The sequence below is a fragment of the Parabacteroides sp. AF19-14 genome (assembly GCF_003635485.1).
Classification (GTDB): Bacteria; Bacteroidota; Bacteroidia; order Bacteroidales; family Tannerellaceae; genus Parabacteroides; species Parabacteroides distasonis.
In genome coordinates, this window is record NZ_QTMJ01000005.1 from 103,167 (window position 1) to 118,328 (window position 15,162).

Genomic DNA, 15,162 nt, shown 5'->3' on the forward strand with positions numbered 1-15,162 from the left:
AGTCTAATTTTGCGACCTAAAATTCGATACGACTATTAATTAAATAAATCATTCAGAATGAACGTTTCGCTTAAAAACAATGATGCCGTAAGCGGTATCGTGAAATTAGAAATAGTGAAAGCTGACTATGCTGATCAGGTAGACAAGAGCCTGCGTAGCCTTCGTCAGAAAGCCAATGTACCGGGTTTCCGTAAGGGCATGGTTCCTATGGGCATGGTTAAAAAAATGTACGGAAAGCACGTGCTGGTAGAGGAGATAAACAAATTAGTTTCTGAGAATCTGTTCAAGTATATCCGTGAGAACGATTTGCATATCTTAGGCGAGCCGATGCCTAACGAGACAGAGCAAAAGCCGTTGGATTTCGATAAGGAAGAGGATTTCGAATTCTGTTTTGACGTGGCTTTGGCTCCGGAGATCAATATCGAGTTGAGCAAGAACGATAAACTTCCGTTCTATCAAGTCGCTATCGATGAAGAAATGCTAAATAACCAAGTAAACGCTTATCGCTCAAACTTCGGTTCTTACGACAAGGTAGACGAGGTTGAGGAAAAAGATATGGTAAAAGGTACGGTAGCCGAGCTTGAGAATGGTGCCCCGAAAGAAGGTGGTATCGTTGTGGAGGACGCTGTCTTGATGCCTATGTATATCAAGGATGAGGAAGAAAAAGCTAAGTTTATCGGTGCTAAAGTAAATGCCGTAGTGGTATTCAACCCGAATAAGGCTTATGAGGGTGCTGAGGCAGAGATCGCTTCTTTCTTGAAGATCGATAAGGAGAAAGTGGCTGAGACTACAGGCGACTTCAGCTTCGAGATCAAGGAGATCACCCGTCATAAAGATGCTGAGATGAACCAAGAGTTGTTCGACAAGGTATTTGGCGAGAACGTGGTTACTAGCGAGGAAGAGTTCAAGAACAAGATCAAGGAAGCTTTGGCTGAGCAATTCGCTCCTCAGAGTGACTTCAAGTTCTTGACAGACACTCGTGATATGTTGGTTGAGAGAGCTGGCGAGCTGAATTTCGCTGACGATTTATTGAAACGCTGGTTGCTTGCCGCTAACGAGAAGAATACGAAAGAGAAGATCGACGAGGACTTCCCTCAGATCCTTCAGGATTTGAAATATCAGTTGATCAAGGAGAACTTGGTTAAGAAGAACGGCTTGAAGGTTGAGGACGCTGACATCGAGAACTTCGCTAAACGTGTGGCTAAGGCTCAGTTCGCTCAATACGGCATGTTGTCTGTACCGGAAGATGTACTTGACAACTACGCTAAAGACATGTTGAAAAATAAGCAAACACTTCAGAACATCATCGACCGTGCGGTTGAGGAGAAATTGGCTGCTTGGTTGAAAGAGCAAGTGGAACTTGATGTTAAGGAGGTAACCGCTGACGAGTTCAACAAACTTTTTGAATAAAAAGATCTTTACTCGGCCTCTTAGGAGGTTGTTTTATATCAAAAAAGGGATTTCTCTCTAAAAATATCTTAGCGGATAGCGAAATAAATTGTTTCTTTCAGAAATTTATTTATAACTTTGTTTTTCCGTTAAGTCACAGAGGGAAATCCCTTTTTACGTCTTCTCGGTAAATAAAAGATAGGAGAAAATATGGAAGATTTTAGAAAGTATGCTACAAAGCATTTAGGTATGAGTGGTACGGCTCTGGATAGTTATATGAACATCTCCAGTAGCTATATCTCCCCGACAATTATAGAGGAACGACAGCTGAATGTCGCTCAAATGGATGTCTTCTCTCGGTTGATGATGGACCGTATTATTTTCTTGGGCACGCAAGTGGATGATTATACCGCTAACGTGATTCAAGCGCAGTTGTTGTATCTGGATTCCAGTGATCCCGGAAAGGACATCTCTATTTATATCAATTCGCCGGGTGGCTCTGTATATGCGGGCTACGGCATTTACGACACGATGCAGTTTATCTCCAGCGACGTATCTACGATTTGTACGGGTATGGCCGCCTCTATGGCGTCTGTCTTATTGGTGGCGGGAACCAAGGGAAAACGTTTCGGCTTGAAGCACTCCCGTGTAATGATCCATCAACCGCTTGGCGGCGTACAAGGACAGGCTTCAGACATCGAGATTACCGCTCGCGAGATCTTGAAGGTTAAGAAAGAACTGTACACCATAATCTCGGATCATTCAGGTAGACCCTATGAGGAGATCGAGCGCGATGGCGACCGTGATTTCTGGATGACCGCGGAGGAAGCGAAAAAGTATGGCATGATCGACGATGTTTTAACACGTAAATAACAAAAACAACAATAAGAAACTATGGCCAAAACAACAGGCGATACATGTACGTTTTGCGGCAGGAGTAGCCGTGATGTTAATTTGCTTATCAATGGGATCTCTGGTTGTATTTGCGATGATTGTGCCCGGCAGGCGTATGAGATCGTAAAGGAGCAGACAGGAGGTAAGAAAACTTCTTTTGGTTTGAAGCAGAAAGATCTGCCTAAACCGGAAGATATTAAGACTTTCTTGGATCAGTACGTGATCGGGCAGGATGATGCGAAGCGTTATCTGTCGGTATCGGTATACAACCATTACAAGCGTTTACTTCAAAAGGTTACCGCCGACGATGTGGAGATTGAGAAATCTAATATTATCATGGTGGGCGCTACCGGTACGGGCAAGACTTTGTTAGCCCGTACGATCGCTAAGTTATTGCATGTCCCGTTCGCTATCGTGGACGCTACGGTACTTACCGAGGCAGGTTACGTGGGGGAGGATATCGAGAGTATCTTGACCCGGCTATTGCAAGCGGCGGATTATGATGTGGAGGCGGCCCAACGGGGTATCGTCTTCATCGATGAGATCGATAAGATCGCACGTAAGAGCGATAATCCGTCTATCACTCGGGATGTCAGCGGTGAGGGTGTACAGCAAGGTTTGCTGAAACTTCTAGAAGGATCGATCGTGAATGTGCCTCCTCAGGGGGGACGTAAGCATCCTGAGCAAAAGATGATTGCGGTGGATACGAAGAATATCCTGTTCGTTTGCGGTGGTGCTTTCGATGGAATCGAAAAGAAGATCGCTCAACGCTTAAATACCCGTGTGGTCGGTTATTCGGCTAGTTTGGGTACGGCTACCGTAGACCGGAATAATTTACTGAAATACATCACCCCGACTGATTTGAAGTCGTTTGGCTTGATCCCGGAGATTATCGGTCGTTTACCTATCCTCACGTATCTGAATCCGCTGGATCGTGATACGCTTCGTAACATCTTGACCGAGCCGAAGAACTCCATTATCAAGCAATACGTCAAATTGTTCGAGATGGATGGCATTAAGCTGACGTTCGATGAGAAAGTCTATGAGTTTATCGTGGATAAGGCGCTTGAGTTTAAGCTGGGTGCCCGTGGGTTACGTTCAATCGTAGAAGCCGTGATGATGGACGCTATGTACAGTATGCCATCTCAAAAAGTAAAGGAACTCCATGTAACGTTGGAGTATGCGAAAGAGAAATTTGAAAAATCGGACGTGAACCGTTTACAGGTCGCGTAAACGTAGGCGGTTTACTATAAATAATACGAAGTATGGCAAAGAAGGATCATTTAACAGAAGAGCTAAATCGGCACTTTGGCTTCGGTACCTTTAAGGGGAACCAGAAGGCTATTATTGAGAACGTGCTGGCCGGGAAGGATACTTTTGTATTAATGCCGACGGGGGGAGGTAAATCCCTTTGTTATCAATTACCATCCATACTAATGGAAGGAACCGCGATCGTGATATCTCCGTTGATCGCTTTGATGAAGAATCAGGTGGACGCGATGCGGAATTTCAGTGAGGAAGATGGGGTCGCCCATTTTATCAATTCCTCTTTGAATAAGTCGGCTATCGACCAGGTGAAATCGGATATATTATCAGGACGTACCAAGTTGCTGTATGTAGCACCGGAGTCCTTGACCAAGGAAGAGAACGTGGATTTTCTGCGTCAGGTAAAGATCTCTTTCTATGCGGTGGACGAGGCGCATTGTATCTCGGAATGGGGACATGATTTCCGTCCGGAATATCGAAGAATCCGTCCGATCATCAATGAGATCGGTAAACGTCCGTTAATCGCTCTGACCGCTACCGCCACACCTAAGGTGCAGCACGATATCCAGAAGAATCTGGGTATGATAGACGCTACAGTCTTTAAATCATCCTTCAACCGCTCTAATTTGTATTATGAGGTTCGTCCGAAAGGAACGAATATAGACCGCGAGATCATTAAGTATATTAAAGCCAACGAGGGTAAATCGGGTATCGTATATTGTTTGAGCCGTAAAAAGGTGGAGGAATTTGCCGACATCTTGAAAGCCAACGGGATAAAGGCGTTGCCTTACCATGCGGGAATGGATTCGCAAGTACGTTCCGCCAATCAGGATGCCTTCCTGATGGAACAGGCGGATGTGATCGTGGCTACGATCGCTTTCGGTATGGGTATCGACAAGCCGGATGTCCGTTATGTGATTCATTACGATATCCCGAAGAGCCTAGAAGGTTATTACCAGGAAACCGGTCGTGCCGGTAGGGATGGCGGAGAAGGCCAATGTATCGCTTTCTATGCTTATAAGGACTTGCAAAAATTGGAGAAATTCATGCAAGGAAAGCCCGTGGCCGAACAGGAAATCGGCAAACAGTTGCTTTTAGAGACTGCGGCCTATGCCGAGACTTCCGTCTGCCGGAGAAAAGTGCTATTGCATTATTTCGGTGAGGAATACCTGGAAGATAATTGTGGTAATTGTGATAATTGTTTGAACCCAAAGAAGCAGGTGGAAGCGAAGGAATTGTTAAGTGCGGTACTGGAGGTTATCAGTACGTTGAAAGAAAAGTTTAAGGCAGATTATATCGTAAATATTTTGGTAGGTAACGAAACCTCCGAAATCCAAAATTACAAGCACAATGAATTAGAGGTCTTCGGTTCCGGACAGGACGAGGATGATAAAACTTGGAACGCCGTTATTCGCCAGGCTTTAATCGCTGGCTATTTAGCGAAGGATATTGAGAATTATGGTTTGCTGAAAATCACGGAAAAAGGTAAGGAGTTCATGAAGAAGCCGGTATCGTTCAAGATTACCGAGGACAATGAATTCGAGGAAGAGGAAGAGGAAGTTCCGGTTCGTGGGGGAGCCTCTTGTGCGGTAGACCCGGTTCTTTATTCCATGATGAAGGATTTGCGTAAGAAATTATCCAAGCGGTTGGAAGTTCCGCCTTTCGTGATTTTCCAAGATCCCTCTTTGGAGGCTATGGCTACTACTTATCCGATCACGTTGGACGAGTTGCAGAATATCCCGGGAGTGGGCGCTGGTAAGGCGAAACGTTATGGCAAGGAGTTCATTGAGTTGATCAAGAAACATGTAGAGGAGAACGAGATTGAGCGTCCGGAGGATTTGCGCGTACGTACGGTCGCTAATAAGTCCAAGTTGAAGGTCTCAATCATTCAGCGGATCGACCGCAAGGTGGCGCTGGACGAGATCGCGTTGACTAACGGACTTGAGTTCACCGAGCTTTTGGATGAGATCGAGGCGATCGTATATTCCGGTACACGTATCAATATCGATTATTTCTTGAATGATGTGATGGATGAGGATCATATCGAGGATATTTACGAGTATTTCAAGGACTCGGAGACCGACGGTCTGGAAGACGCCATCGAGGAATTAGGCGGTGACTATACGGAAGAGGAGATTCGCTTGGTCCGTATCAAGTTCTTGTCTGAAATGGCAAACTAATGGAAGGGTGGCCCGGTTCCACTCTAAAGAAAAAACAAATAAAGAAGCTTATTGTTCCTTCCGAAAGAGATTTATTTTTCCTTCGGAAGGAATTTTGTTTTCGTTCGGATGAAAGTTTATTTTCTTCTGAATCGAATTTTTAATTTCTCCCGTATCGATTTATTGCGTGAAAAGTCGTATATTTGCACGCAATAATTTTTAAAGCATAAGTTCTATGTCATTTATTGCAGACAGGGTCGTTATGGATGGGTTAACGTTTGACGATGTATTGTTAATCCCAGCTTATTCGGAAGTTCTTCCTCGTAATGTCGATCTCACGACAAAGTTTTCACGTAATATCACATTGAATATACCGATGGTATCGGCCGCTATGGATACGGTTACCGAGGCCAAGTTGGCTATCGCTATCGCCCGTGAGGGAGGTATTGGTGTGATTCATAAAAACATGACGATCGCCGAGCAGGCAAAGCAGGTCCAGACCGTTAAACGTGCGGAGAATGGAATGATCTATGATCCGGTGACTATCACGAAGGGCAAACGTGTGGCGGATGCCTTGGCAATGATGGCTGAATATAAGATTGGCGGTATTCCCGTGGTGGATGAAGGCGGGTATTTGGTTGGTATCGTGACGAACCGTGACTTGCGTTTCGAAAAGGATATGAACCGCTCTATCGATGAGGTGATGACGAAAGAGAATTTGGTCGTAACCGGACAATCTACGGATATGGAGGCCGCCGCTCAGATCCTTCAGGAACATAAGATCGAGAAGTTACCGGTGGTTGATAGCCATAATAAGTTGATCGGCTTGATTACCTATAAAGATATAACGAAAGCGAAAGATAAACCGAAGGCTTGCAAGGATTCGAAAGGTCGTTTGCGTGTAGCTGCCGGTGTAGGCGTTACGTTCAATACCTTCGAGCGTGTAGCCGCTTTGGTGGATGCCGGGGTGGATGCTTTGGTGATCGACACGGCACATGGTCACTCAAAAGGTGTGGTGGATGTCTTGAAACAGATTAAGGCGCAATATCCGCATATTGATTGTGTGGTCGGTAATATCGCTACGGGCGAGGCTGCTAAATATTTAGTGGAAGCCGGGGCGGACGCCGTGAAGGTAGGTATCGGTCCGGGTTCGATTTGTACAACTCGTGTGATCGCTGGTGTGGGTGTTCCCCAGTTGTCGGCTATTTACGATGTGGCGAAGGCGTTGGAAGGAACTGGTGTGCCTTTGATCGCTGACGGTGGCTTGCGTTACTCCGGTGATATCGTGAAGGCGATCGCCGCTGGTGGATCTTCCGTGATGATGGGATCTCTGTTGGCGGGTGTAGAGGAGTCGCCGGGCGATACGATTATCTTCAATGGCCGAAAGTTTAAGTCTTACCGTGGAATGGGGTCGTTGGAAGCTATGCAAAAGGGGTCCAAGGATCGGTATTTCCAAGATGTGGAGGACGACGTGAAGAAGCTGGTTCCGGAGGGAATCGCTGCCCGTGTTCCGTTTAAGGGTTCTTTGTATGAGGTCATTTACCAAATGGTAGGTGGTTTACGTGCGGGAATGGGTTATTGCGGGGCTCATAATATCGAGGAGTTGCATAAAGCTCGTTTTACTCGAATCACCAATGCAGGTGTGCAAGAGAGCCATCCGCATGACGTAGCGATCACGCAAGAGGCTCCGAATTATAGCCGCGGTGAATAGTAATACAAGTTTTACGTTTTATAAAAAACACTAATTTAATGGGATAGCATACTTTTCTTGTCGGCTCTCCGTTAGATTAGTGTTATTTTTGTAATGTATATTCGTGCTATGGTAAAAGAATTTTTGATGAAAAAGTTACTTATTTCATTAGGGGTATTCGCTTGTGTGACAGTTAACGCTCAAACCGCATCCGATTCGGTCGTTATGATGGTCGCTGGAAAACAAGTGCCTTTATCTGAATTTATTTTTATCGCAGAGAAGAATGGAGAGGTGGATTTATCGAATACAAAGTCCGTCAAAAACTATGTCGAGCTATTTAAAAATTTTAAGCTAAAAGTAGCGGAGGCGGAATCTTTAGGGATCGACCAGACATCCTCATTCAAAAGTGAGCTGGATGGATACCGGGCTCAGTTGATCGATAGCTATATGTCGGATAAGGAGGGTGAGAAAGCGGCTGCCCGTGCGGTATATGACCGGGGGGATCACTCGGTAGAGTTGACCCACATCTTATTCCGTTTGCCGGAGAAGACGGTCTCCAAAGATACGGTAGCTGTATATCAAGAAGCCATGCGAGTATACGAACGTCTCCAGAAAGGAGAAGATATGGAAACAGTCGGAAAAGCTTTGGCCGAGAAGGACAAGGAGCATGTCGCTTGCGAATATGTACGTTGCTTGCTCCCGATGCAATCCCTGAAAGTGTTCGAGGATGCCGCCTATTCTTTGCCGATTGGCGTGGTGTCTGAACCTGTTCGCACGAAATTAGGATTTCATTTAATAAAAGTCCATAGCCGCAAACCTAATCCGGGACGGGTACGTGTCGCTCATATCTTGATCGCATTCCCGAAAGATTCCGCTATTCAGGACTCATCGGCTTTTCTGGCAAAAGCGCAAGCTGTCTATAAGCAAGTACAAGAGGGTGCGGATTTCGGTGAGTTGGCGAAAGAGTATTCGGGGGATGCGGCTTCCGCTAAAAAAGGGGGGGTATTACCTTGGTTCGGGATCGGCGAGATGGTCCAGCCTTTTGAGCAAGCCGCTTTTGCGTTGAGCAAGCCGGGTGATTTATCCGGGGTGGTGGAAACTCGTTTTGGTTACCATATCATTAAGTTGATCGATAAGAAGGGACGCCCTTCGTTTGAGGAAGAGGAAAAAGCCTTGTCGAGACGTATGGGGCAGGGTGAACGTAACTTCGAGTTATATAAAGCTTTCGACGATCGTATGAAAAAAGAATACGGATACGTTTTCTATCCGGAAGCCTATGCGGAGCTGCAAGCGTTATGTAATGATTGTTTCCCCACGGACGAGGCGTTTTATGAGAAAGCGAAGGATATGAACAAGACGCTTATGCAATTGGATGGAAAGGATTTCCCGCAAGCGGAGTTCGCTTATTATATCCAACGTTGCCCGTTCTCGACAAAAACGTATGCGGGTGATTTTATGCAAGAGGTCTATGATTTGTTTATCCGCGATATCGTAACGACCGCCGAGCGTAAGAATCTGGAGACAAAACATCCGGAGATCCCTCATTTGATGCAGGAGTACCGGGATGGGATTCTGTTGTTTGAGGTCAGCAACCGGGAGATCTGGAGCAAACCCTCCGCCCAGCAGAAGGTGTTGGAAGCGAAGTGGATTGCGGATTTGAATAAAAAATATCCGGTGACTGTCAACTGGAAATTATTGAAGAAACTAAAGAAATAAAATAAAGATAGATATGAGGATAGTCTTCATGTTCCTAGCGTTCGTTGTGTTGTTGGGTGCCTGTAAAGGTTCTCAGCCAGCTGATACTACGGATGTCTTGGTTAGCGTGAAAGGACGTACCCTAAATCGTTCGGAGGTGAATAAGCTAATACCCCGGGGGATTTCCTCCGCTGATAGTCTGTTGCTGGCCGAGAGCTTTACCAAGAAATGGGTAAAGGATGTATTGGTGTACGATGTGGCTTTGCGTAACTTGGGGGATGAGAAAGAGGAGGTCGATAAATTGGTAGAGGAGTACAGGCGTTCCTTGGTTCGTTACCGTTATCAGGAACGATTGGTGGAGGAGAAGCTGAAAACTGATATCCGGGAAAGTGATAAATTAAACTATTACGAGGAAAACCAGAAAAAGTTTATCTTGGATAAAGGCTTGATCAAGGGATTATTCTTGAAAATCCCGGTTGATGCCCCGGGACTTACCGACGTCAAAAAGTGGTACAAATCCACAGATGTGGCCTCTTTAGAAAAAATTGAGAAATATAGTGTGCAAAATGCCACGATTTATGAGTACTTTTACGACAAATGGGTTGATTTCGATGAGGTAATGGATAATATACCGATCCATGTGTCGAATCCGAATGCGTTTCTGAAGGCGAATAAGTATGTTGAGGTGGCGGATAGCAGTTATTGTTATCTGTTGAATATCAAGGAATATTTACCTTCCGGCAGTGTGGAGCCATATGATTATGCCAGTCCGCACGTCACGGAAATGCTGGTCAACCAACGAAAAGTTGAATTCTTGAAAAAATTTGAAGACGAGTTATATAACGATGCGATCCGGAGCGGTGACGTGGAATTCCATTCCGAGCCGTGATCTCTAATTTTATAAATGGGTAGACATGATGAAAAAGATTTTAAGTGTATTCTTTCTTGCCTGTTGTTCTTGCATTGTAATGGCGCAAGACAATGTGATCGATGAAATTGTGTGGGTGGTAGGAGATGACGCTATTTTACGTTCGGATATTGAGACGCAGCGTTTGTATAATCAAAACGAGGGGGTCCGTTTGGATGGCGACCCGTATTGCGTGATCCCGGAGCAGATGGCGATACAGAAACTATATCTGAATCAAGCTAAGATTGATAGTATTACCGTGAACGAGAACCAAGTGATCCAGAGCGTGGATCAATGGATGAACATGGCTGTGAACCAAATCGGGTCTCGCGAGAAATTGGAGGAATATTTCGGTAAGAAATTTTCCCAGATCAAGGATGAGCGTAAGGAGATGGTGCGGGAGCAGCAGGTAGTGCAACAGATGCAGCATCAATTGATCGGCGAGATCAAGCTGACACCTTCTGAGGTGCGTAAATATTTCAGCCAGTTGTCTCAGGATAGCCTGCCGAACATCCCTACGACAGTAGAGGTGCAAATCGTTACCTTGGAACCGAAGATTCCGTTTGAGGAAACAGACGCTATCAAGGCCCGCTTACGTGATTTCACGGAGCAGGTTAATTCCGGCAAGATGGAATTCTCTACGTTGGCTCGTTTGTACTCGGAAGATCCGGGTTCGGCGTCTCGAGGTGGTGAGCTGGGTTTCATGAGCAAGACACAGCTGTTGCCGGAGTTCGCGAACGTCGCATTCAACCTGAAAGACCCGAAACGTGTCTCCCAGATCGTACAGACGGAGTATGGTTACCATATCATCCAATTGATCGAGAAGCGTGGAGACCGTATCAACTGCCGCCATATCTTATTGAAACCGAAGGTTTCCGATAAGGAGTTGGCGGATGCTACCACTCGTCTGGATTCATTGTACAATGATTTGCAAGCGAATAAATTTACGTTCGAGGAAGCCGCCACATTCGTCTCTTACGACAAGGATACACGTAATAATAAAGGTTTGATGGTAAACCAAGATTACGAGAGCAGCAATATGGGAACCCCTAAGTTCGAGATGCAAGAACTTCCGCAGGAAATCGGTAAGGTGGTATATGGCATGAAAGTCGGAGAGATCTCCAAGCCTTTTACCATGTTGACGAACAAGCAGAAAGAGGTAGTAGCTATTGTTAAGCTGAAAGCTCGGACGGAAGGACATAAGGCGAATTTGGCCGATGACTTCCAAGCTTTGAAAGCGATCGTAGAGGCTAAGAAACGTGAGGAATTATTGAACGACTGGATCACGAAGAAACAAAAATCAACCTACGTGCGTATTAGTGACGGTTGGAGGAATTGTGATTTCAAATATCCGGGTTGGATTAAGGAATGAGACTAATTAACAGGTTATTTCTAGCGCTCTTATCGTGTGCTTTATCGGTTGGCGTATTTGCGCAAACGCAAGATAGCACGGTGGTAGCCGCCAAAGATAGTGTCGCTCCCAAGAAGACGAAGGTCTTTTTGGAGCATGCGAATACGCTTTCGTTCGATAAGGAGAGGAACGCCGAGGCTCAAGTACTGAATGGTGATGTTTGTTTTCGCCATGATAGTTCGTATATGTATTGCGATAGCGCATATTTCTTTGAGCAGACCAATTCCTTGGAAGCGTTTAGTAATGTCCGGATGGAACAAGGGGATACCTTGTTCGTGTATGGAAATTACCTGTTTTACGATGGAAATACCCAGATCGCTTATTTGCGGGAGAATGTCCGCATGGAGAATGGGCAGGTTACCTTGTTTACGGATAGCTTGAACTATGAGCGAATCCCGGATATCGGATATTATTTCGACGGAGGTCTGATTGTCGATTCCTTGAATCAGCTCTCTTCTTTTTACGGGCAATATTCGCCTAGTACGAAATTGGCTATCTTCAATGATAGCGTTCGTCTGGAGAATGAGCAATTCACGTTGTATTCCGATACCTTGCATTATAATACGGACTCGAAGATCGCCACGATACTCGGACCATCCATTATCGTGTCGGATAGCGGCACGATCTATTCTTCCAGAGGTTGGTACGATACCGTGAATAATACCTCTTTGCTATTGGATCGTTCTCAGGTGGTTTCCGGCGACCGTATCTTGACGGGCGACTCTATCGCCTACAACCGGGAACTGGGTTTTGGGGAAGCGTTCGGTAATATGAGTCTGCAAGACACGGCGCAGCATGTCATGCTGGAAGGCCAATATGGCTTTTACAATGAGAAGACCGAGTATGCTTTCGCTACGGATAGCGCCCGTTTCTTGGAATTCAGCCAAGGGGATACATTGTTTCTGCATGGTGATACCTTGAAGATGACTACGGTGGACTCCCTTTACCGGGAAGTAAAAGCTTATTATGGCGTCCGTTTCTATCGGACGGATATGCAAGGTGTTTGCGATTCGATGCAGTTTAATACAAGAGACTCTATATTATATATGTATACGGACCCTATCGTTTGGAATGAACAGTATCAGATCTATGGGGATACGATCTTGATATTTATGAATGATAGCTCGATTGATTTCGCTCACGTGAAGCAATTCGCTTTCGCGATACAGCAAATCGATTCTACCGCGTTCAATCAATTAAAGGGAAATGACTTGAAGGCTTATTTCGAGGGACAGGTCGTGAATCAGATCGATGTGTCGGGTAACGCCGAATCGATTTTCTTCCCATTGGAGAAGGACGGTTCGATGGTCGGCATGAACGAGACCAAGAGCGGTTTCCTTACGATCTGGCTAAAAGACAATAAGTTGGATAAACTGAAGATCTGGCCGACTCCAACAGGTACGATGACCCCTATTCCTGATTTGAAGCCCGACCAGAAATACTTGAAAGACTTTTATTGGTTTGATTATATCCGTCCGAAAGATAAGGATGATATTTATCAGGTCGTGAAAAGAAAAGCTCAAGATGCTCCGAAAAGAAGCAATAAATTCGTACATTAGCGTCGTATTCATAATTAATAGGTAAAGCTATGGCACTTTTCTCGTTTTATAACATGCGCAAGCCGCGTCAATTTGATCATAAGCCTATTTATTGGGACCCCCATAAGGAAGCCTTGGAGGAACGTATAAGCAAGGTCAAACGTGAAATGGGTGTAGAGGAGCCGTTGGAGGAATATAAGCCGCATATCAAGGGAACTTTCATTGAAGGTACCTCGCATCTGAAGAAAAGCGTGGGGCGAGGCGAGGATTCCCGGGCTCGTAGGTATAAGAATGTGAAACTGGCAGTGGCCTTGGCGGTCTTGGCTGCTTTCTTTTGGTATTTGTTCTGGTAATGAGCGATATCATTCATTTACTTCCGGACCATATCGCCAATCAAATCGCGGCGGGAGAGGTGATTCAACGTCCGGCCTCTGTCGTTAAAGAGTTGGTCGAGAATGCGGTGGACGCTGGCGCTTCCAATATCCAAGTGAACATTAAGGATGCGGGTAAGACATTGATACAGGTGATCGATGACGGGAAAGGTATGTCCGAGACGGATGCTCGCATGGCTTTTGAGCGGCACGCTACTTCTAAGATTTCTACGGCCGAGGATTTATTCTCTTTGCATACGATGGGTTTCCGAGGTGAGGCATTGGCCTCTATCGCCGCTGTCGCCCATATAGAGTTGCGTACCCGGGCTAGAGGGACCGAGCTTGGCACTTGCCTATCCATCGCGGGTTCCAATTTGGAGAGTATCGAGCCGGAGGCTTGTAACGAGGGAAGTATCTTCTCGGTAAAGAATCTTTTCTTTAATGTTCCCGCCCGCCGGAAATTCTTGAAGTCGAATGAGACGGAATTCCGGAATATCATCAATGAGTTCGAGCGAATCGCCTTGGTGAATCCGCAGGTGGGTATGTCTCTTTATCATAATGACGCGGAGATATTCAATCTGCCCGAGTCGGGGTTACGTCAGCGCATCATTAATATATATGGTAAGAGTTTAAACCAGAAGTTGCTCTCTCTGGATGCCCAAAGTTCCATGGTGACTATTTCCGGTTTCGTGGGGCGTCCGGACTCGGCGAAGAAGCGAGGGGCATTGCAGTTCTTTTTTGTGAATGGTCGTTATATGAAGCATCCTTATTTCCATAAGGCGATCATGCAGGCCTATGAGCAATTGATTCCTGCCGGGGATATGCCGAATTATTTTGTTTATTTCACGTTGGATCCCTCCTCGATCGATGTCAATATCCATCCGACAAAGACGGAGATTAAGTTTGAGAACGAGCAACCGATCTGGCAGATCTTGATGGCCGCTACCCGGGAGGCGTTGGCTAAATCGAGCGCTATCCCTACGATTGATTTCGATGTGGAGGATGCGATCGATATTCCTGTTTACAACCCGGTTAAGAAAAGTGAGCCTAGTACTTATAAGGCCCCGAAAGTGCAAGTGGATTCCAGTTATAATCCGTTTGACACTACTTCCTATAAAAAACCGGAATTCGATTGGTCTAAATTATATCAAGGGTTTGAGAACGATCGAGTGGCTGCCCAACTGGAGTCCGAGAGTTTCGAGGATGCCCCGATCGAGGAATTGCCGGCCGAGGCTTCGAACCCGGAAAACCTGTTTGCGGAGGTAAGCAATCCTTGCTATCAATATAAAGGGCGATATATCGTGACATCCTTGAAATCGGGTCTGGCGATTATTGACCAGCATCGTGCGCATGTGCGTATCTTGTTTGACCAATACCTGTCGAATATCCGTCAGCAACAAGGTGTATCCCAACAAGTCTTATTCCCGGAGATCGTAGAGTTTACCGCTGCCGAGGCGGCTGTACTGCCTTCCTTATTGGAGGATTTGCGCTTCGTCGGCTTTGATCTGAGTAATCTGGGAAATGACAATTACGCGATCAATGGCCTGCCCGCCGGCATAGAAAACCTTGATCCGGTAAATTTGGTAAAGGATATCGTGGACCGGGCGATCGAGACCGGATGCGAGGTGCATGAGAAGATCTGCGAAGCCATCGCCTTGTCTTTAGCGAAAGCCGCCGCTATCCGTCCCGGCAAATCCTTATCCTCGGAAGAGATGGATCATCTGATCGCCTCCCTATTCTCTTGTCCGGACTCGAACCTGACCCCGGATGGAAAGACGATTATCTCCATGCTGACAGATGAGGAGCTGGAGAGAAGATTTAAGTGCTAGGGATGATTTCGAT

General features: G+C 45.9%; 11 protein-coding genes. All 11 read left to right on the plus strand.

Going from position 1 to position 15,162, the window contains the following annotated elements:
- Window positions 1–57: 57 nt before the first annotated feature.
- Complete coding sequence (gene tig / locus DWX33_RS06870; RefSeq protein WP_005853929.1) at window positions 58–1,410, plus strand: trigger factor; 1,353 nt, start codon at window positions 58–60, stop codon at window positions 1,408–1,410.
- A gap of 189 nt (window positions 1,411–1,599) precedes the next feature.
- The gene (gene clpP, locus DWX33_RS06875; protein WP_005853931.1) at window positions 1,600–2,262 is read left to right on the plus strand and encodes an ATP-dependent Clp endopeptidase proteolytic subunit ClpP; all 663 of its coding nucleotides are present in this window, start codon (window positions 1,600–1,602) and stop codon (window positions 2,260–2,262) included.
- Between the two features lie 21 nt (window positions 2,263–2,283).
- Entirely contained in the window at window positions 2,284–3,516 is a 1,233-nt protein-coding gene (gene clpX / locus DWX33_RS06880; RefSeq protein WP_005867105.1) for an ATP-dependent Clp protease ATP-binding subunit ClpX, read from the plus strand.
- Window positions 3,517–3,548: 32 nt separating this feature from the next.
- A complete protein-coding gene (recQ, locus tag DWX33_RS06885; RefSeq protein ID WP_005853936.1) occupies window positions 3,549–5,729 on the plus strand; it encodes a DNA helicase RecQ in 2,181 nt (726 codons plus the stop codon).
- Between the two features lie 214 nt (window positions 5,730–5,943).
- Complete coding sequence (guaB, locus tag DWX33_RS06890) at window positions 5,944–7,419, plus strand: IMP dehydrogenase (protein WP_005853938.1); 1,476 nt, start codon at window positions 5,944–5,946, stop codon at window positions 7,417–7,419.
- Window positions 7,420–7,527: 108 nt separating this feature from the next.
- Window positions 7,528–9,114, plus strand: a complete 1,587-nt coding sequence (locus DWX33_RS06895) for a peptidylprolyl isomerase (protein WP_057326857.1) — start codon at window positions 7,528–7,530, stop codon at window positions 9,112–9,114.
- Between the two features lie 13 nt (window positions 9,115–9,127).
- Entirely contained in the window at window positions 9,128–9,982 is an 855-nt protein-coding gene (locus tag DWX33_RS06900; protein ID WP_005867108.1) for a hypothetical protein, read from the plus strand.
- Between the two features lie 25 nt (window positions 9,983–10,007).
- Window positions 10,008–11,372 (plus strand): peptidylprolyl isomerase, encoded by a 1,365-nt coding sequence (locus tag DWX33_RS06905; protein ID WP_008778716.1) that lies wholly within the window; start codon window positions 10,008–10,010, stop codon window positions 11,370–11,372.
- Window positions 11,369–12,970 carry an OstA-like protein gene (locus DWX33_RS06910; RefSeq protein WP_005867109.1) on the plus strand — a complete coding sequence of 534 codons (1,602 nt, stop codon included), beginning with the start codon at window positions 11,369–11,371 and terminating at the stop codon, window positions 12,968–12,970. The genes DWX33_RS06905 and DWX33_RS06910 overlap by 4 nt, the downstream gene beginning before the upstream one ends.
- A 29-nt stretch (window positions 12,971–12,999) precedes the next feature.
- Entirely contained in the window at window positions 13,000–13,302 is a 303-nt protein-coding gene (locus DWX33_RS06915; protein ID WP_005853948.1) for a hypothetical protein, read from the plus strand.
- Entirely contained in the window at window positions 13,302–15,149 is a 1,848-nt protein-coding gene (gene mutL / locus DWX33_RS06920) for a DNA mismatch repair endonuclease MutL (protein WP_036653375.1), read from the plus strand. The genes DWX33_RS06915 and mutL overlap by 1 nt, the downstream gene beginning before the upstream one ends.
- Window positions 15,150–15,162 lie beyond the last annotated feature (13 nt).